The sequence below is a fragment of the Shewanella sp. SM95 genome, from assembly GCF_025653595.1.
Taxonomy (GTDB): domain Bacteria; phylum Pseudomonadota; class Gammaproteobacteria; order Enterobacterales; family Shewanellaceae; genus Shewanella; species Shewanella oncorhynchi.
In genome coordinates this window covers 1-20,571 of record NZ_JAKKSE010000024.1, presented here as the reverse complement: position 1 = coordinate 20,571, position 20,571 = coordinate 1, and the positions used below count along the sequence as shown (strand labels likewise).

The window sequence follows — 20,571 nt, the reverse complement described above, 5'->3', positions numbered from 1 at the left end:
TTCATCTCACTTCAAACTAAGACCTAGTTAACGAATACCTAAGTTTTGCTCCATCTAGCGACCAAAATCAATAAATAATCCATACAGCCCATAGCACAACCTTGACACGAGCCATCGGTTTTTAAGTTATAATGCATTTAAAAATCAGTCTGTTAACTCTAAAACTTTTTAGCCGTAGGTTTTACATTGTCATTGAATCACTCTGAGCAAGATATCAAACACAGTTGGTTTGGCCGTTTCTTTATTGGCAAAGCTGATGCGGTAAAACTCACCACGAGTGGTATTAGCATTAATCGCACTAAAGGCGGCTTTTTTGCTCACCCTCGCAGCACTAACAAAGTAGAAGCTGACGAATGTTTTACCTGGCAACAGCTCGATTCCCCACCATTTTTTACCTTAAGTCCACTAGGTTATTTACTCGGTTTCACGGTATTAGGCAAAGCCTATCAACTGCCGTTTCTCAGCTATTTTGCACAGCATCAATTTAGCAATCAAATCGCACAGTATTGGGCAAATGCCAATGGGCCGCGCGTTGCTGAGTTAATGGCGAAAGTGGATAAGACACTGACACACACTTATTTACGTGAATCACGTTTAGAAATGATACAAGCCAGAGTCGCGCGCGAATACCAGCACTGGTTCCCTTGGTGTGAAAACCTGCCATTGTCTGCACATTTACACACAGTGTTAGCAAGGCTTAAGCAAATCCACCGCTGGACTCGCGCCGATATAAAGCAGTTGCGTGAAGATTACATTCAGTCGCAGCTCATTAAATTTGCTGACTATTTTGAGCATGTAGAATCTAATCCCTTAACCGAAAAACAGTGCCGAGCTTGTATTATCGATGATAACAATAACCTGTTATTGGCAGGCGCGGGCACGGGAAAGACCAGTGTGATGGTTGGTCGAGCAGGATATTTGCTTAAGAGTGGTCAAGCAAAAGCCGATGAAATATTGCTATTAGCCTATGGCCGTAAAGCGGCTGACGAGATGGATGAGCGGATTAAAAACAGGCTCGGTACGGATGATATCAAGGCGAGCACCTTCCACAGTTTAGGCTCAAAAATTATCGCCGACGTTGAGCGAGCGAAACCGAGTTTGTCCCCTTTAGCGGAGGATGACAAAGCCAAAGCGCTGTGGGTGCACAATACCCTTGAGACTTTGATTGGAGATGAGGCTTACCGTAAACAACTTTTCGAATATTTCAGCCGTTTCTATTATGTTGAAAAAAGCCCATTCGAGTTCGATATGGAAGGCGAGTATTTTCAATACTTGAATGATAACGATATTCGCAGTCTTAAGGGTGAGCGAGTCAAAAGCTTTGGTGAGCTCTACATTGCCAACTGGCTATTTAGCAATGGCATCGAATATGTCTATGAAGCTAAGTATGAGCATGATGTGCGCAGTATTGATTTTCGTCAGTATCAACCCGATTTCTATCTGCCTGAATATCAAATTTATCTTGAATACTATGGTATTGATGAACACCAGCATACCGCTCCTTATATCGATAACCAGAAGTACTTGGAATCGATGGCATGGAAACGCCAGCTACATCAACAGCATGGCACTAAATGTGTTGAGCTATTTTATTACCAACATAAAAAAGGGTTGTTAATCAGTAAGCTTGAGCAAGCTTTACAGGTCTTTAAAGTACAATATGCGCCCTTACCCGATGAAGCCATACTAGCAACCCTACATGAACTTGGCCGCGTGACCGAATTGGCAAAAATGTTTAGTCAGCTGATAGGGCTGTATAAAGCGGCTTGCCTTGATGAACATGGGCTTGAGGCTGTATTTGCTCGCGCCGCCGATGCTCGGCAGACCCGCAAGGCATTCGAACTGCTTGAGCCCATACTCACGCGCTATGAGCAGCATTTAGCGATAAATGGCGACATTGATTTTGAGGACATGATTGGCAAAGCGTTGACGTATCTACAACGCGGGCAATTCATTAGCCCGTGGCGTTTTATTATGGTGGATGAGTTCCAAGATATTTCAGAACCGCGTGCCCGCTTAGTCCGCGCCTTGAGAGATTCCTGTGCACCCCATTCTAAAGCGTTGGCGTCTTTATTTTGTGTCGGGGATGACTGGCAGGCAATTTATCGTTTTAGCGGTGCAGATGTGAGTTTAACCACGCAATTTAGCCAATATTTTGGCCCAACAGCCCAAAGCTACTTGGATCTGACTTTTAGGTTTAACAGTAGTATTGGGCAAGTCGCCACTCAGTTTGTCACCCAGAATCCCACGCAATTGAGCAAGGATATTCGCTCCCTCATGCAGGTAGCCTACCCTACAGTCTCAATATTACGCCGCGGAGAAAACGAGCAATCAAGCCTAAATGAACCAAGCCCAAATGCACTGGAACAAGCATTAACGGCCATTAGTGCAAGGATAAGCGCTAGAAGTGACAAACTTAACAGCGTAGCAAGCGTCTATTTACTGGCACGTTTTTGGTTTCAGCTACCCGATAAAACCCAAGTAAACCAACTCGAGGCTAAGTACCCTAACTTGAAAATTGAGTGCCAATCTTTTCATGCTTCGAAAGGGAAAGAAGCCGATTATGTGGTGATCATGGGGATGAAGACGGGAATGCATGGCTTCCCTTCAATGAAAGTCACTCCTCCGATACTAGATGCATTTTTACCAAAAACGGAAGCGTTTGAATTTGCAGAAGAACGTCGACTGTTTTATGTCGCGTTAACGCGGGCAAAACACCGCGCCTATGTGATTGCCGATATGACAGACGTGAGCCCATTCGTCACCGAACTGCTTACAAAAGGCTACGCAATTGAACAAGATGAGTTCAGCACCTCTTTAGTACAAAGGTTATTTGAAGACATAAAATGCGTGCGTTGTAGCACGGGAACGCTTAAGCCTAGAACGGGAAAATTTAAATCGTTTTATTCCTGCTCACATTTTCCCCTTTGCGATCACAAGGAAGAATGTTGTGAGCTCTGTGCTAGCCCAATGACCCGCACACGCTTTGCTGGCTTTAAGGTATGTTTGAATGAGAACTGTGGTCATATAGCACCACTTTGTAGCCTCTGTGGTGGCGATATGCTGTTAAAGGATGGTCGATTCGGCCCCTTTTGGGCTTGTCGCAATTACCGCGGGCAAAACCTACCCAGCTGCATGAATATTCTAAACAAGGCCAAGTTGTCGCTTCCGAATTAAGTGATAAAAAATGAAACGCTTTGGCGTGATCGTCACTCAGTATCTCAACGTTTCGAGAGCCAATTTGCCAGCTACAAATAAGTTGGGTGACCTACTCCTTAAGAGATATTTCGCTCAACTAACTGTGACATCATCGGCAAATTCTGACTATTTTAGTCGGGTTTAGTTGCCACGATTAAAAGCTGCAAATAATATGAATGTAAATTTATTGCTGCTCTGGAGCTACTCATGTCTGCCACTTCTGTCTCAAAAGATGCACAACTCCCACCCCATGGGTTTAATTCTCAACACAATCATTGGCTAGAACGAAAAATAGGTGAACTAGTGGCAGAAGACTTTCGCCGCGCACATGTGTTTAGTCAATTTGGTATCGATTTTTGTTGTGGCGGGGGTAAATCACTGGCGGTCGCCTGTGAGCGTGCAGATGTAGATCCTGCAAAAGTGGTTGCTGCGCTGAATGCCGCAACACTTACCGGTAGCAAAGAAGATGAATTAAATCAATTACCCTTAGATCAACTTATCGAATATATAGAATCAACGCACCATCAATACGTGCGCGAAAAAGCCCCTTTATTAGTCGAATATTCCGAAAAGATGATTCGCGCTCACGGTGAGCACTATGCCGAAATCGTTCCCTTTGCGGGTTGGGTACGAGCCTTAGTTGAAGACTTAATGCCACATTTAATGAAGGAAGAAAAAATACTGTTTCCGGCGATCCGCGCCATGAGTCATGGAGAGCAGGTTGAGGCTTGCTTTGGCCATATTGGCAACCCCATCAATGCGATGCAACATGAGCATGAAGAAGTCGGTTTGATTTTGCAAAAATTACACGAGCTCACTAACGACTTCACACCACCTGAATATGCGTGCACTACATGGCGTGTTTGTTATGCCACTCTGGCGGAATTTGAGGCGGACTTACATCAGCATATTCACTTAGAAAACAATATTCTTTTTCCTAAGGCATTGGGTCTGACTCAATAATTGATTAAATGTTTATCCCGTAGCGGCTCCAAATTACAGATTTTCCGCTTAACCTTGAGGCCAGACCTAAGTCTGGCCTTTCAATTGTTGACGTGCTACAACAAGTCATGTGTCGCTGACGGATAAGCTGCCATGACATTTCAATCATTTGCACTCGATGATATTGCCAATTTGCACGAATCGGCCCAAGTAGAATTTAAACTCGCAGGTGGCCGCGATGGCCAAGGTCAATTACCCGAAGACATTTGGGCGACTTATAGCTCTTTTGCCAACACTTTGGGTGGCGAGATCATCCTAGGTGTGCGGGAAGAGCGTGGCCATTTCAGTATTGAAGGCATTCCCAACCCCCTTCCCGTCTTGCAAGAATTTTGGGAAATCCTCGATGACCCGAGTCGCACGAGTCACAATCTTTTAGCGATCTCGGATGTACAGATTATTGAAATTATGAACAAAAAACTCATTCGTATCCGCGTACCGCTGGCGCCTGAGCAGCTAAAACCTATCTACGTAGGCAGCGATCCTTACACTGGAAGTTATTTTAGGGTGGGAGATGCCGACATGCACGCGAGCCGTCGGCAAGTCAATCTACTGCTACGCCGCGCCCATCTTTGCATGAAGCAACTCAAGGCACGTTAATCCAGTAAATCTAACATCCTGTTATTACGTTAAAAACCTGCTAATAGATAGCCGCCCATGGCCGCAATCGCTACGCCAGTAACGCGCATTAAATTGCGTTGCCCTGTCATCCGCTGCATTCCAAGGCCTATCATTACGCCGCCTAAATGGATGACTGCTGTACCAAATAAAAATCCTAGGGCATACAGGACTGGGCTAGCCAATTCCGGCATTTCAGCGCCGTGGGCGTGACCATGAAAAATCGCGAATACGCCCACAAAGGCCATAGCGAATAACAACGGGATTTGACGATCAAAAGCGATGGCAAGACCGAGCAACAACACAGAGAGGGCAATACCTATTTCAACAAAGGGAACAGCAATCGCATATAAACCTAAAATCCCACCCACTAACATAAAGGTGACAAATGCTAAGGGGACAGTCCAAATCGCGCGGCCACCGAGCTGGGTGCTCAACATGCCCACACTCAGCATAGCCAGCAAGTGATCGAAGCCCAATACGGGATGGTTAAAACCCGACATGAAACCGCCACCTGAATGGATCTCATGGGCCGATACCGGCGCGATCCAACATAAAGTGAGCAGTAATAACAACCCGATACGCGCCATAAAATAGCCTTAGTCAGTGACTTTAGTGATATAAAACTTAACTTTAGTGCAAATTTGGCTGGCAAACCTTGATCTCAATCACCCAAAGATACAGATTAAAAATGCACGCTAAGTTAGTTTGCGTCGATAGCCAATACTTTTGTCAAAGCGTCGAGGGAGGCTATTTCTAAATGGGGCAACAAGGCGGCTATCGGTAAGGAATCGACTCGACCAAAACTGGGATTTAGCCACACAGACTGGCACCCCGCCAACCGAGCACCACGAACGTCGGCATTCATACTGTCGCCAACATGCAGTAAATGTTGCGGTGCAATCTTTAACCGCGAGCAGGCCAATTCGAACATGTCTTTAGCGGGTTTCATATGCACGCCATTACCTGGATGCAACACAAACTCGAAGGCATCACCTAAACCAATCCGCTCGGCATCCACATTGCCATTGGTGATCCCGACTAATCTAAAATGCTGCGATAAGCGCTTGAGTAATAAGAGCACTTCGTCAGACACTTGGAAATGACTGCGGTAAAAATAAAAGCATGCTAATCCTTGCTCGGCGCCGCGTTCGGCTTCAGTCGCCGAATACCCTAGCTGTATTAGGCCTTGGCGAAGCGTAGCTAAACGGGCTGCGCTGGTATCATGGGCGAGCTCGCGATTTTGCTGCAGCAGTTGCAGTTTTAGCCTGCGCCAATCATGGGTTTTCCACGCCTGCGACAATGGATAAGTCTGCAACAGAAACGTCGCTAGCTCAGCTTCGGCATTTAAAATATGCGGTAGATTGTCGTACAGGGTATCGTCGAGATCGAAACTGATCGCTTGAATATTTTGAGGTCTAAGATAGCAACGCATTATTTATCCTGTGTTTTTTTTCGCTCTAGGATGGGCGTTATCATACACCTTAGCTAAGTGTTGGAAATCCAAACTGGTATAAATTTGCGTGGTCGCTAGGTTCGCATGGCCCAATAATTCTTGCACCGCCCGCAGATCGGCGCTCGCTTCTAACATGTGAGTAGCAAAGGAATGGCGCAGTTTATGCGGATGCACGCGCACCGACAATGCCTGTTCTTGCCCCCATTTCGCCATCCGCGCCTGAATACTACGATGAGAGAGTCGCTTGCCCTTTTCGGTCACAAATAAGGCGTTATCTTCACAGGGGATCTGCTTTCGGCAATTGAGCCAATTCAGCAAAGCAGCAATAGCTAAACGACCGACGGGGACGATACGTTCCTTATTGCCTTTACCTAAGACTCGCACTTCTTTCAAATCGTATTGCACGCTGGATAGATTAAGCGCGGCGAGTTCCGCTAAACGTAAGCCACTAGAATAAAACAATTCCATCATGGCTTTATCCCGCAGACTCAGCGGATCTGTACCTTCAATATCCAGTAAATGACTGATGGCATCGACATCGATATTCTTCGGCAGCGGTTTGGCTTGTTTAGGAGCACTTAAGCCTTTGGCGGGATTTAGCTCAATCACGCCTTCGCGCAGCAAAAATTCACCCCATTGTTTTACCGCCGATAAACACAGGGAAAGTGAGCGTGGGCTTAAGCCTTTGCGGTGCAATTTGGCTAACACTTGCTGCCAATGCTCGCGGCTCACATTGAGTAAATGCACGCCTTCAGGCAAGAGATCGCTTCCGCGATTAAGCTCAAAAAGATAATTACGTACTGTATGGGCCGACAACTGCCGCTCGGTACTCAGATAGCGTTCAAAGGTTTGTAACCATTGAGTATTAAGCGCCGACACTTCGGCTGTTTGCGTACTCATATCGGTTTCCTCATGGGTTTTGCTAAGCCTTGAGTGAACACAATCGCTCGACAGCCATTACAGCTTAGCGAGCATGTGCGCCAGCAAACGCCGCAGTTGTTCCAGCAGCATGTTATCCATATCAGGATGAAAATGGGTGGCATCTTGGCTAGCAATGGCAAAAATCACTGGGTTGTCTTCCGACAATTTAGTCAGTGCCACCGAGCCCACTTCGCTACCAAATAACCGTTTGGCTTCTTGTTGCGTTAGCCGACCAAAATAGTGACCTTTATGCAGCCTTTGATCCCATATTGCCTTCATATCGGCATCGAGAACGCTGATCAAACGCACATGACTGAAATTAAACTGTAATTTTAAACTGTCGGCTAAGATTTCTTTGAGTGACACTAGATCGGCACAATTCAGTAGTTGGAAGGATAACTCAGTATTGAATTGGTAAATTTTCTCGTTGCGCGCCGCCATCGTTAACAGACTGGTGATCTCTTCTTCCAACTGGCTGACTCGCTGGCGTAGCATTTCTTGACGACGTTCCACCAAAGAGATGGCGCCGCGCTCCAGGTGGGGCAGACGCATTGCCAGCAATAGTTCGGGATAGCGATTGAAAAAATCAGGATTATCCAGCAGATACTCGCGAATAATCAACTCATCGAAAGGCACATCCGTCTGCGGCATCAAGGGCTCTGTCATAACTGAATTTGTCCATCGTAAACGTGCTGCGCGGGGCCCGTCATCCACAAAGGTTTACCCTCGCCTTCCCAGTTAATGGTTAAAGTACCGCCGGGTAAATCCACCCGCACTTGCTGGCCGAGCTTTCCTTGCACTTGACCCACAACTACAGCTGCACATGCGCCTGTACCACAGGCCAAGGTTTCGGCCGCGCCGCGCTCATACACCCGCAGCTTAATGTGACCTGAGTCCACGACCTGCATAAATCCCACATTCACACCACGGGGAAAACGCTCATGCTTAGTGAGCATGGCACCAATTTCAGCAACGGAGGCGCTCGCCACATCTTCAACGTCGAGCACACAATGGGGATTGCCCATAGAAGCCGCGCCACACAAAAAGGTTTGCATCGGTGTTTGCAGTAAATAGGTTTTTTCAGGTTTCTTGGCTTTGAAGGGGATCTGGCTCGGTTCGAGGATCGGCACGCCCATATTCACGGTAACAGTACCGTCTCGCTCTAAGCGCAAAGTCATCTTGCCAGACGAAGTACTGACACGGATTTTACTCTTATTTGTCAGGCCTTTATTACGCACAAAACGGGCGAAACAGCGGGCGCCATTGCCGCATTGTTCGACTTCAGTGCCATCGGCATTGAAGATGCGATAATGAAAATCTAAATCGGGATCATAGGGCGGCTCAACTAAGAGTAGTTGGTCGAAACCTATGCCAAAGTTACGGTCGGCTAAACGGCGGATCTGCTCAGGCGAAAAGAACACGTTCTGCGTGACCCCATCGACCACCATAAAATCGTTGCCCAGTCCGTGCATCTTAGTGAATTGGATCAAGATACTTATCCTTTAAGCCGAGGCGCCGCTCATAAAGTATGAAACCAAGCGCCTGAATCAATATAATTTTTCTAGTTTACGGCAGGAGTTGCTCACCTTGCCAGAGCTGAGACAATTTTTCTCGCTCACGCACTAAGAAAGCCTGCTCACCATCCACCATAACTTCAGCCGCACGAGGACGAGTGTTGTAGTTAGAGGCCATGGCAAAACCATAGGCACCACTCGAACGCACCGCCAGTAAATCACCCGCGGCTAACGCGAGCTGGCGATTTTTACCTAAAAAGTCACCGGTTTCGCACACTGGGCCAACAATATCAAACTCATAGGCCTCTGAGTCCCTTGGCACGACTGGGATAATATTTTGCCATGCACTGTAAAGTGCTGGGCGAATTAAGTCATTCATCGCGCCATCGACAATCGCAAAACGTTTGTCGCTGTTTTCTTTAAGATACAGCACTTGAGTAACAAAAATCCCCGCATTGGCGGCAATCGCACGGCCCGGCTCGAAGATTAGCTTAAGTTGACGGTCGCCCAAACGCGCCAATATGGCGGCGGCATACACATCAGGATGTGGCGGCGTTTCGGCATCATAGGTCACCCCTAAACCACCACCCACATCGAAATGCTCAATAACTATACCCTGCTCGGCCAAACGGTCGATTAACGCAAGCATACGATCCATCGCATCGAGGAATGGTTTGATTTCAGTCAGTTGTGAGCCGATATGGCAATCGACACCTTTCACTTTTAAATGTGGCAACGCATGGGCACGGGCGAAGACGGTTTCGGCCTCATCCATAGCGATACCGAATTTATTTTCTTTAAGGCCAGTCGAAATATAGGGATGAGTACCCGCATCCACATCGGGATTGACTCGCAAGGAAACTGGCGCCACTTTACCTAAACGACCTGCGACCAAATTTAACTGCTCAAGCTCGGCGCTCGACTCGACGTTAAAGCAGTAAATGCCCAGATTAAGTGCCTGTTCCATTTCGGTCGCAGTTTTACCCACGCCAGAGAACACCACTTTAGCGGGATCGCCGCCCGCTTCAATCACTCTTGCTAACTCACCACCCGAAACGATATCAAAACCACTGCCTAAACGTGCCAGCACATTCAGTACGGCCAAGTTCGAATTAGCTTTAACCGCGTAACAAATCAAATGTGGATGATCTGCCACGGCGTTATTAAAGGCATGCCAATGGCGCTCTAGCGTGGCGCGGGAATAGATATACAGCGGCGTACCATAGGTTTGAGCTAAGTCGGCGACCTGGCAGCCTTCGGCGTGCAGGGCATTTTGTTGGTAGAGAAAGTGATCCAATGTCTGATTCCTTACTGCGCTTTATCGCTGCGATAGTGATGATAGTTATAGCTGCTATTATTGTTGTGTTTTTTGTACTTCGATGGCTCGAATTTCGGTTTTAATCTCTTCTACTTCAGGCTCAGGTTTAGACGCTTCAACCTTTTTAGGCTGATTCACCTCTGTGGCCGGAGATCGATAGAGGGGGCCCTTCTGGCCGCATGCAGTAATGAATAGGCTACCAAGCAATAACAATAAAAACAGTCTCATTTTTCTCAACATCTGTGCATCTGGTGACTAATGGCCTTATAATCGCACCCATCTTGACGAAAGCAAAGGACAGAAATGCATGGCCATGACAGATACAGAATTTCACCAGCTCGCCGATGACATGTTCCAAGCCATAGAAAATGCGATTGAAACTGCGATTGATGAGCAAGATGCCGATCTTGATATCGATGCCAGTGGCAACGTATTGCAATTAGAATTTGTTGATGGCTCTAAGATAGTGATCAACAAGCAAGAACCTTTGCATGAGATTTGGGTCGCCACACGCTTTGGTGGATATCACTTTGGTTTTGTTGAAGGTAAATGGATGGACGGACGAAATGGCGGCGAATTTATGCCATTCGTGCAAGAGTCTATCGAGCGCCAAGGCGGCATTAAGCTTAGCTTCTAATCTAAGCCTGTCCTAGTGCAAAACCGTAATAGTACAAAACAAGAATGGGAGCCTTGGCTCCCATTATTTATGTTAAAAACCAGCTAAAACTCAGTGTCTTGATCGCTAACATCGATACCGAAAGGTGCCACCGTTAACTCTCCGGCTACCCGCACTAAATGGAAAAATTGCGGAATATTAAACCGCGCCCGTGAAGCATAATGCTCATCGAACACATAGTGATGGCTCACTTTATTTACCAACTCGGCCATGTTTGATCCCGCCTGCACGTAATGGCTTAGTTGATTTTCCTCATCGAGGATAAATACATCCAAGTTATCGACCCGTTGGCGTAGAAAATACTGAATCGCGCCTTTAGCCGCATAGTTCTGCACCACTTTCGGCATACTCGAAAAGGGATCGTCACCTAATTCAGGCCGCGGCAATAGTACAAGATGACTGCGGGATAACTGTTGATAAAATGACTTGGCATCGCTTAAGTCCTGATAGGCCATGCCTAAGGGATTAAAAAAGATCCCATAGCGAGTACGACTTATCTGCAGTGGCTGCACTAAGGTGCTGGATTGCTGCACTTGTTGGCACAAACGCATGGTTTGTTTTAGTAGATTTTTCACTGCTAATTTAAGCTGTGGGCGTAACTTCTGTGAACAGCTGATCACATCCATATCCACAGGTAAGCTGGCCCGCCGGAGTCCTGGGGTCACAAAGGCTAAGGCTTGCAATACCGCGGTATCCCCTTCGAAACGATGGCACTGCCACTCACCCCAACTATTCAAACAAATGGCATCTAACGCCCCAAGCATATTGGCTTTTTTACGCCCGAGTGAGAACACGTTCGCATTCATCACATCGACCATCATTTCCTGTCCTTGCCATTCAATGGTGGGATCGCAATCCAGATTGAGCACGAAAATCAGCTTACGAAAATGCCATGGCTGGCATAAGTCACGTTTAGATACACGCCAATCGTGGTCGATAAAATTCAGTAACCGCTTAGAAGCTTCGGTAAGCCGTTTCGACTTTGCCTTACTCTGACCATATTCATGCCATTGAGTACTCGGCGTCGAGATCCCATTTAAACATGCCCAAATCATTAAGGCTGAAGGGGTTTTTCCCTTACATATTGCAGACTCGCCTAACAAATTTTGTGGCTGAGGCCCTTGTCGATACAAATAATATTGACGCTCGCGGGAGCTTGAGACCATAGTCACTTCGGACTCAGCGACCGAGGCACTCCACAGTAGATTCAGCTTCGCGATTTGATCTTCGTCTTGGCTAAAATAGGTGTGCAATTTACGGGTGAGCATGCCCAGCTCTTCAATCCGCAAGCCTTCATTGAGCTCATGGGTCGATGCGAAGCGCAGTAAGGTTTGGTAGCTCGCTAATAACAGTTCATTCAGTTGCTCGTTAAACCAATTGAGCTGGCCACTATGCCAATGTTCACAATTGTCTAAAGTGCTAATCAGACTATCTGGCCATTGCCAATCCTGCACCAGCTTTTGCAATTTAGGATAACGCCAATCTTTGCCCTCTTGAGTTCGACTCAAGTGCACGCCACATTTTAAATAGAAGCAGCGCCGCACTATCTCTAGTCGGCGAGTATCATTCTGCTTAAGTAAATAGGTTTCGATAATCTCATAGATAGAGTAATAGGCATCATTCGAAGTCGAAAAATCACCTGCAAGCGTTTTCTGCCATAAGTGATCACAAAGCAGAGTTGAATGGGGATAATCACTGGCATAAGCCTCGAGTAGCAATACTTTAATCAGCGCCTTATGGGGCTTTTCTAAGCCCTTGTAGAGCTGCCATAACGAAGCACCAAAGTACTCACTCGCAGGTAATTCATGTACATCGCCTAAGGACAAGAGCGCAGGATTGAGTTTAGCGTCTGGCCACCATGCAATCGTTTTACCTGCCAAACGAATTTGGCTGCGATAAAACTCTTCAAGTAATAACCAATGTTGCATACTACCACTATGCTCATGGGCCATCGCTGATTGACATCCACGAACGGCTTTACCGCCACAAAACTGCTGCGGATGAACTAAGTAAAAATTCACCTCAAACTGATACTCGGCAAACCAAGCAGTCAATCGAGTCGCTTTAATCTTGATTAGCGCCAAATCCTCAGCACACAGATCAGCCCTATGTACTAACCAAACATCGACATCGCTCTTGGCATTTTGGCCAAAACTGCCAGTACTCCCCATCGCATAAACGCCTTCAAAGGCATTGATATCCGCTTCTTGAGTAGTAAAAGGCAGCGAGAACACATCGCAGGCCTGGGACTCAGTCTCACCAACCTGATACTCGTTGATTCCACAGGGCGTATTGGCGGCATGATAGCCAGGATACTGAACACCGTTCTGGTGAATTAAAAAAGGGATCAAATGGAATAAGTGTTTTTGTAGCGGCGATAGCAAAGCTAGGGCGCGTGCAATACGTACCTTATTAAGTCTTTCTGCTATATCAGGAAACTGTATTTGCCGATCCATTCAAAAACACAACACTTAAGCACTTATGGGAAATGTGCTCATGTTAACACTTTTACAAACTCGAGCAACTAAACGTGAAGCACGTCACACTTTCACGGTATCTAGAACATCGCCAACTTCAAAGAATCGATACGGCTTCCTTACATAAACGATTTGCCAATGTTAGCATTGGCGCAACTAAGATCTTTGATGGAAACTAGGCATGTCTGAGAACCGCATACGTATCGCAACCCGCAAGAGTCCGCTGGCCATGTGGCAAGCTGAATTTGTTAAAGCCGAATTAGAACGCATTCACCCAGGTATTGTGGTGGAATTGCTGCCAATGAGCACTAAAGGCGACGTTATCTTAGATACGCCGCTAGCCAAAGTGGGCGGTAAAGGTTTGTTCGTCAAAGAGCTTGAAGTCGCTATGTTAGACGATCTTGCCGATATCGCCGTGCACTCAATGAAAGACGTGCCAGTCGACTTCCCTGAAGGCTTAGGCCTTGAAGTGATTTGCGAGCGCGAAGATCCCCGCGATGCCTTTGTATCGAATTTATATAAATCGATCAGCGAATTACCATTAGGCGCAACTGTGGGCACCTCGAGCCTACGTCGTCAATGTCAGATACGTGCATCACGTCCCGACCTCATCATCAAAGATTTACGCGGTAACGTTGGAACTCGTTTAGCTAAGCTTGATAACGGCGAATACGATGCCATTATTCTTGCCGCTGCTGGCTTAATCCGTCTGAAATTGTCTGAGCGTATTGCCAGCTTTATTTCTGCAGAAGAATCCTTACCCGCCAACGGCCAAGGCGCTGTAGGTATCGAATGTCGCATCAACGACGAACGTGTTAGAGCGCTACTGGCGCCATTAGAGCATTTAGAAACTCGCTACCGTGTGATTGCCGAGCGCGCGATGAACACTCGCCTTGAAGGTGGATGCCAAGTGCCGATTGGCGCATTTGCTGAAATCGATGGTGACAAGATGACGCTACGCGGCCTAGTCGGTAACCCCGATGGCAGTGAAATCATCGAAGGCGTGATCACAGGTCCAAAAACCGAAGCCACGCAATTAGGTGTTGCCCTTGCTGAAGAGTTACTCAGCAAAGGTGCCAAAAGCATTCTCGACGCCGTTTACGCTAAAGCCTAAGTCAATGAAAGTCTTACTGACGCGCCCCGAGGGGCGCAATCAGTCCATGGCCGATGCCTTGAATGAACGAGGCATTGCTCACTGGGTCACACCTCTGCTGTGTGTCGAAGCAACGCCCGCTATCGCAACGAATACCCCGCATCCTTTGGCACACGCCGATATGATTATCTGCATCAGCGCCAATGCTGTGACTTTTGCGGATAACGCCTTAACTACTACAAATCCACCCCATAAAGCTTGGCCTCCAGCTCACTACTTCGCGGTAGGGCATGCGACTTGGGACGCATTAAACCAGCTCGGTATTTCGGCCCTAGAAGCCCCTGATGACTGTCAGCAGACCGAAGGGCTACTCACGCTCGCGCCGCTGCAAGATATTAAAGGTAAACAGATTACGATCATACGTGGCGTTGGCGGCCGTGAAGCCTTAGCTGAACGACTGGCTGAGCGCGGTGCAACAGTGCGCTATTGGGAAGTATATCAACGGGCTTGTCCACCACTCAATGGACAACAGATCGCACAACAATGGCAAGAGTTTGGCATCGACACTATTGTCGTCACCAGCGGTGAAGTACTGGATAACCTGATTAATCTAGTGCCAAAAGAGTTATTTGCATGGCTGCGCTCATGTCATATCATAGTCCCAAGTAACCGAGTAGAAGCTCAAGCTCACGCCTTTGGTATAACCCAAGTCACCAATGCCAATGCCGCCAACAGCAAAGCCGTGCTAAACGCCCTTAAACTCTAAGCGCTATTTAGCCCGATTTAACTCGAATTTCGGCAGTAGCATGTTTTCAAGGACTGTTAAATGGATAACAACAAGCACGACGCAAAGAGCCCTGAATCACAGGCTACCTCTATTATTGAACCATCAATAACGACTGATGACACGCCCATAACTTCAGCGCCATCTTCTGAATCCCAAACAGCCAAAGCCACACCTTCAAGCACGCCGAGTCAAACGCCAGCATCCAATAGAAGCTCGTGGGCGATTCGCTTTGGGGTGTTATTAGCGCTGGGTTTAACCGCTTGCACCCTTGGCGGCGGTTTTATGTTATACCAACAGATGCAACAGCAACTGCTGGCGCAGGATGCGAAAAATATCGCCCTGCAGGACCAATTACAGCAAGCCCTGCTACAACCCAATCAACGTATTGGCCAGCTTGAACAGCAACAACTGAATGATGCTAAGACCTATCAAGAATTAACAAAATTAGCAGAAGACCAAAATCAACTGCAGGACAGGATCAATAAACTCGCCCAACGCAGCCCAACGCATTGGATGGCGTCAGAAGCCGAATATCTAGTAAACATGGCGGGCCGTAAACTTTGGTTAGAAAAAGATCCCCGCACCGCCACCGATCTATTAAAGTCGGCGGATGAAACCATCGCCGCCATGAACAATCCCGCTTTGCTACCTATTCGTAAAGCTCTGGCAAAAGATATCGCCGCGACTGCAAGTATTAAAACCACAGATATTGATGGTAGTGTATTAGCACTCGATGCCTTAATTGAGCAACTCGATAAGCTGCCACTTAATCGCACCGATGCAGAAACCGATGCCCCTGAAGATACAAACATTACTGGCGATTTAAATGACTGGCAGAGCAACTTAGGGAAGACGTGGAAAGCGTTAACCCAAGACTTTATCACCATACGCCATAGAACCGCCGATGCACCCGCTTTACTTGCTCCTGAGCAACAGTGGTATCTGGTTGAAAACATTCGTCATAAACTGCTGCAATCTCAACTTGCGTTATACCGCTACGACAGAGCCGCTTATCACCAATCATTAATGATGGTGCGTAAGTGGATTCAAACCTATTTTGATACTCAAGATCACAGCACTGCTGAAGCCATCGCCAAAATCGATACATTGGCGACATTAGAACTTGATCCTATTACTCTGAAATCCTTTGCAGCTAAACCTCTGCTATTACAGCTGACAAGCTATGGTGAGCTGACCTCATCAGAGGATGTGCCATTATGATCAAGATATTAATTTTTTTAGGGATAATACTAATAGGGCTCTGCATTAGCCCTTGGTTGGTGGGCAACACAGGTTATGTATACATTGCGGCAGGTGACTACCAGATTGAGACCAGTTTAGTCTTTGGGATCATTGCCTTAATTGTATTTTATGCCATGTTCCAAGTACTAGAATGGTTGGTGATTAGCGCCATTAATCTCATGCTGCGTAGCCGTTTTATTCCTCGCCACTGGCGCCGTCGCTCCGCGAAAAAGCATACCTTAATGGGTGCACTGGCTCTGGCAGAAGAAGATTGGCCAGCAGCAGAACGCGCTATGATAAAAGGCGCCGACAATGGCGAACTCCCTGCACTTAATTTACTTGCAGCGGCTCGTGCTGCCCAGTACCAACAGAAAATAGCAGAGCGTGATCAATATCTTGACCGTGCAGCAACACAACCGCTGGCCGCGAATGCCGTCGCAACCACGCGTACTCGATATCTGTTAAAACAAGGAGAGTTAGCTTTAGCCCGCGCCGAGCTCGATAAATTAGCCCCCACAAGTAAGAGCAAAGCACCGGTACTCAAACTCGCCCTCGAGTTATATCGAGCGCAAGAGGATTGGGATGCGCTCAAGCTATTGTTACCTATTTTGAAGAAGCGCCAGATCCTAGATGACACCCAGCTAAATGAACTCAATGTAATCACTCACTGCGCTTTACTCAAAGCCGCAACCATTAAAGGCGAAGCAGCCTTAGAACAATGCTGGCAGTGGTTATCTCGCAGTGAGCGCAATCAGTCTGAGTTTTTGGCGATTTATGCTGTGGGTTTATGCCGCTTTAATCGCAAAGAGCAAGCGCTGAAGCTACTCTCGAAAAAATTACGCACTGCTCCTGAATCAGCGCTTTTAGAAGTCATTCCAGAAATAACGACAGCCCAAGATACAGAAATCCGTAAGCAGTTACTCAAGCATGAAATCACCCATGAGAATAATGCCGACTACCAGATGTGCTTAGCTAAACTTTATCAGCAAACACGGGATATGAAAGAAGCCAGAACCTGCTGGCAAAATGTTTGCCGACTCGAACCCACAAAAGCCTCTTGGTTGGCGCTTGCACGGATTCAAGAACAGTTAGGTGAACAAGGTAACGCAAATCAAAGTTATCGTCAGGCGGTTAATCTGTAGTTCTACAATGCCTGCAACCTAGTAGCCGTGATTTGAGTAACGAAAGATCACGGCACTTGCCAATGCTGGCATATTAAAACCCACTTAACTTGCCAAAAATGTTAAAAACTAGATCGTGTCGCTTCTTTTCCGTAAAAACCACTCCCCCAATCCAGATTAATTTCTTATAACGATGCTTAATCTTAGAGTTAAAAAGTACTAAATACGGCCCTTTTTATAGATATAACTACTACATCTAGTTACAGTTCTAAAAATTGTCACTTTTGCGCATTAAGATCCGTAAAACCGCATAAGAACAGGCAACACAAGCGCGTCAAAAAATTGACTTAAGTCGTTTCGTTAGCTAAAATTCCACCACTTGTATCACAGTGCGACATATTTGTTGGACTTGTGCGTCTATGGATTAACACACTTTGGCTGTTGGGAGCTTACTATGGGATCGGTAATTACATCAAAGAAAGGTTTGCTTAAGTTAGTAAAAGGGCAAATCAATGTCGAAGTTGATGGTTCAAATCAACCCGCTAAGGATGGCGAACAACTCCCTAAAGGTGCTGTGCTCCATATTGGCGAAAACGCAACCTATGAAATTACCTTCGATGATGGCACTAAGCTATCAAATGAAGTCGCGCCCAGCGAAACTACTGCAGCAGCCTCTGGCACAGCTAACGAAGCAGCCCTAGATGAAATTCAAGCATTACAAGATCTTATTGCATCCGGTGAAGACCCAACTCAGAACCTACCAGAAACCGCAGCAGGTAACACACCAGGCAGTGATGGTAACTCGGGCTATGTCACTCTAGCCCGTAGCGGCACAGAAACCATTGCAGCTTCAGGCTACTCAACAAGCGGCCAAGCACTGACTGGAACGACGGTTAATATTCCACTATTCACCATTGCAGCAGACTCACCTTCAGCACTTGCTAATGACAGCAACACTTCCAATGAAGATACTGTAGCGACTGGCAATGTGCTCGATAACGACATTGATGTGGATTCAACTCTAAGTGTTGTGAGCTTCGAAATCAGCGGTACCACCTACGCAGCAGGCACAGAAGTGACTCTCGAAGGTGGTGTTTTAGTTTTAAATAGCGACGGCTCTTACACCTTCACACCGAATGAAAACTGGAATGGCCAAGTACCTGTCATTACCTACACAACCAACACGGGCTCAACTGCAACGCTAACCATTAATATCAGCCCTGTCGATGATCCTTCCATCCTTGCAAATGACAGCGCCACAGTTGCAGAAGACACTGCAGCAACTGGCAATGTGCTTGATAATGATTCCGATATCGACAGCACCCTTTCCGTTGTCAGCTTCACCGTGAACGGCGATACTGTTACCGCCGGCACCACCGTTTCCTTAGAAGGCGGCAGCTTAGTCATCAATGCCGATGGCTCTTACACCTTCACGCCAAATGCAAACTGGAATGGCCAAGTACCAGTCATCACCTACACCACTAACACTGGCTCAACAGCCACATTAACCATTAATGTGACCCCGGTTGATGATGCCTCTGCGTTAGCCAACGATACTAATACCGTTGATGAAGATACCGTTGCCACCGGTAACGTGCTCACCAATGACAGCGATGTGGATAACACCTTATCGGTCGTTAGCTTCACCGTGAATGGCGATACAGTGGCCGCAGGCACCACAGTTGAACTTGAAGGCGGCGACTTAGTCATCAATGCCGATGGCTCTTACACCTTCACACCCAATGCCAACTGGAATGGCCAAGTACCAGTCATCACCTACACCACTAACACTGGCTCAACAGCAACGCTAACTATTAATGTTAACCCTGTCGACGATCCTTCCATCCTTGCAAATGACAGCGCCACAGTTGCAGAAGATACTGTAGCTACAGGCAATGTGCTTGATAATGATTCCGATATCGACAGCACCCTGTCCGTTGTCAGCTTCACCGTGAACGGCGATACTGTTACCGTGGGCACCACTGTTTCCCTAGAAGGCGGCAGCTTAGTCATCAATACCGATGGCTCTTACACCTTCACGCCTAATGCAAACTGGAATGGCCAAGTTCCTGTCATTACCTACACGACCAACACGGGCTCAACAGCAACGCTAACCATTAATATCAGCCCTGTCGATGATACTTCCATCCTTGCAAATGACAGCGCCACAGTTGCAGAAGACACTGCAGCAACAGGCAATGTGCTTGATAATGATTCCGATATCGACAGCCCCCTTTCCGTTGTCAGCTTCACTGTGAATGGCGATACCGTTACCGCAGGCACCACTGTTTCCCTAGAAGGCGGCAGCTTAGTCATCAATGCCGATGGTTCTTACACCTTCACGCCGAATGCAAACTGGAATGGCCAAGTACCTGTCATTACCTACACGACTAACACTGGTTCAACAGCCACATTAACCATTAATGTGACCCCTGTTGATGATGCCTCTGCGTTAGCCAACGATACTAATACCGTTGATGAAGACTCGATTGCCACAGGCAACGTGCTCACCAATGACAGCGATGTGGATAATGAACTATCTGTGGTCAGCTTTACCGTAAACAACGATACCGTGACCGCGGGCACCACAGTTACTTTAGAGGATGGCAGCTTAGTCATCAATGCCGATGGCTCTTACACCTTCACGCCGAATGCAAACTGGAACGGCACAGTGCCGGTCATCACCTACACGACTAACACTGGTTCGACCGCCACATTAACGATTAAAGTAACGCCAGTCGATGATCCGACCACGGTCACTGGCGGCACCTCAGGCAATGGCGCTGAAGATGCCGCGGCCATCACTGGCACCTTAACCGCGACTGATGCCGATGGCCTGACGGACGGCACAGTGTTTACCGTCAGCGGCAATCCCGCCAACGGCACCGCCACCATTGACCCGGCAACGGGCCTGTGGAGCTATGTCCCTGTCGCAGACTACTACGGCAACGACAGCTTCACCGTTACCATCACCGATGATGATGGCAACAGTGTCACCCAAGTGATTAGCGTCACCGTGACCCCGGTCGCGGATATCGTGGCCGACACCGCCCTCACCAACGAAGACACCGCCGTTATCATTGATGTGCTCGACAACGACACCTTTGAAAACAGCGATGCCGCCGTCACCGGCGTCACCAATGGCGCCAAC

Annotated in this window: 17 protein-coding genes; 9 read left to right on the top strand and 8 right to left on the bottom strand. The window is 47.3% G+C overall.

Annotated features, from left to right (window positions below):
- The first annotated feature begins 186 nt into the window (after positions 1-186).
- The 3 genes from L5M29_RS19755 to L5M29_RS19745 all read left to right on the top strand — a co-directional run bounded on the left by L5M29_RS19755 (position 187) and on the right by L5M29_RS19745 (position 4,797).
- Positions 187-3,177 (top strand): UvrD-helicase domain-containing protein, encoded by a 2,991-nt coding sequence (locus L5M29_RS19755; RefSeq protein ID WP_263169612.1) that lies wholly within the window; start codon positions 187-189, stop codon positions 3,175-3,177.
- 228 nt (positions 3,178-3,405) lie between these two features.
- Complete coding sequence (gene ric / locus L5M29_RS19750; protein WP_131523376.1) at positions 3,406-4,161, top strand: iron-sulfur cluster repair di-iron protein; 756 nt, start codon at positions 3,406-3,408, stop codon at positions 4,159-4,161.
- 132 nt (positions 4,162-4,293) lie between these two features.
- On the top strand, positions 4,294-4,797 hold the full coding sequence (locus L5M29_RS19745) for a helix-turn-helix domain-containing protein (RefSeq protein WP_105250431.1): 504 nt from the start codon (positions 4,294-4,296) through the stop codon (positions 4,795-4,797).
- Positions 4,798-4,826: 29 nt separating this feature from the next.
- On the opposite strand, the gene L5M29_RS19740 is transcribed toward L5M29_RS19745, so the two are convergent.
- The 7 genes from L5M29_RS19740 to lptM all read right to left on the bottom strand — a co-directional run bounded on the left by L5M29_RS19740 (position 4,827) and on the right by lptM (position 10,252).
- Positions 4,827-5,405 (bottom strand): HupE/UreJ family protein, encoded by a 579-nt coding sequence (locus tag L5M29_RS19740; RefSeq protein WP_105250432.1) that lies wholly within the window; start codon positions 5,403-5,405, stop codon positions 4,827-4,829.
- Between the two features lie 113 nt (positions 5,406-5,518).
- Positions 5,519-6,250, bottom strand: coding sequence for an HAD-IA family hydrolase (locus L5M29_RS19735; protein WP_263169609.1), 732 nt, complete (start codon positions 6,248-6,250; stop codon positions 5,519-5,521).
- A 3-nt stretch (positions 6,251-6,253) separates the two neighbouring features.
- Complete coding sequence (xerC, locus tag L5M29_RS19730) at positions 6,254-7,171, bottom strand: tyrosine recombinase XerC (protein ID WP_263169606.1); 918 nt, start codon at positions 7,169-7,171, stop codon at positions 6,254-6,256.
- A gap of 57 nt (positions 7,172-7,228) precedes the next feature.
- Positions 7,229-7,858 (bottom strand): DUF484 family protein, encoded by a 630-nt coding sequence (locus tag L5M29_RS19725; protein ID WP_263169605.1) that lies wholly within the window; start codon positions 7,856-7,858, stop codon positions 7,229-7,231.
- Positions 7,855-8,682 (bottom strand): diaminopimelate epimerase, encoded by an 828-nt coding sequence (gene dapF / locus L5M29_RS19720; RefSeq protein WP_006083422.1) that lies wholly within the window; start codon positions 8,680-8,682, stop codon positions 7,855-7,857. Before dapF ends, L5M29_RS19725 begins: the two co-directional genes overlap by 4 nt.
- Positions 8,683-8,758: 76 nt before the next feature.
- Complete coding sequence (gene lysA, locus L5M29_RS19715) at positions 8,759-10,003, bottom strand: diaminopimelate decarboxylase (RefSeq protein WP_263169603.1); 1,245 nt, start codon at positions 10,001-10,003, stop codon at positions 8,759-8,761.
- A gap of 57 nt (positions 10,004-10,060) precedes the next feature.
- Positions 10,061-10,252 (bottom strand): LPS translocon maturation chaperone LptM, encoded by a 192-nt coding sequence (lptM, locus tag L5M29_RS19710; protein ID WP_168825920.1) that lies wholly within the window; start codon positions 10,250-10,252, stop codon positions 10,061-10,063.
- Between the two features lie 79 nt (positions 10,253-10,331).
- On the opposite strand from lptM, the gene cyaY reads away from it, so the two are divergent.
- Positions 10,332-10,661, top strand: a complete 330-nt coding sequence (cyaY, locus tag L5M29_RS19705) for an iron donor protein CyaY (protein WP_105250439.1) — start codon at positions 10,332-10,334, stop codon at positions 10,659-10,661.
- 83 nt (positions 10,662-10,744) lie between these two features.
- On the opposite strand, the gene L5M29_RS19700 is transcribed toward cyaY, so the two are convergent.
- Entirely contained in the window at positions 10,745-13,156 is a 2,412-nt protein-coding gene (locus tag L5M29_RS19700) for a class I adenylate cyclase (RefSeq protein ID WP_263169601.1), read from the bottom strand.
- 202 nt (positions 13,157-13,358) lie between these two features.
- Here L5M29_RS19700 and hemC point away from each other — a divergent pair, with 202 nt between their 5' ends.
- From hemC to L5M29_RS19675, 5 genes are all read left to right on the top strand, one after another.
- A complete protein-coding gene (hemC, locus tag L5M29_RS19695) occupies positions 13,359-14,291 on the top strand; it encodes a hydroxymethylbilane synthase (RefSeq protein WP_263169600.1) in 933 nt (310 codons plus the stop codon).
- Between the two features lie 4 nt (positions 14,292-14,295).
- Complete coding sequence (locus L5M29_RS19690; protein WP_263169598.1) at positions 14,296-15,036, top strand: uroporphyrinogen-III synthase; 741 nt, start codon at positions 14,296-14,298, stop codon at positions 15,034-15,036.
- A gap of 60 nt (positions 15,037-15,096) precedes the next feature.
- Positions 15,097-16,278 (top strand): uroporphyrinogen-III C-methyltransferase, encoded by a 1,182-nt coding sequence (locus L5M29_RS19685; protein ID WP_263169596.1) that lies wholly within the window; start codon positions 15,097-15,099, stop codon positions 16,276-16,278.
- Complete coding sequence (locus L5M29_RS19680; RefSeq protein ID WP_219251946.1) at positions 16,275-17,441, top strand: heme biosynthesis HemY N-terminal domain-containing protein; 1,167 nt, start codon at positions 16,275-16,277, stop codon at positions 17,439-17,441. The genes L5M29_RS19685 and L5M29_RS19680 overlap by 4 nt, the downstream gene beginning before the upstream one ends.
- A gap of 433 nt (positions 17,442-17,874) precedes the next feature.
- A partial coding sequence (locus L5M29_RS19675; RefSeq protein WP_263169593.1) for a retention module-containing protein occupies positions 17,875-20,571 on the top strand: 2,697 nt, incomplete at its 3' end.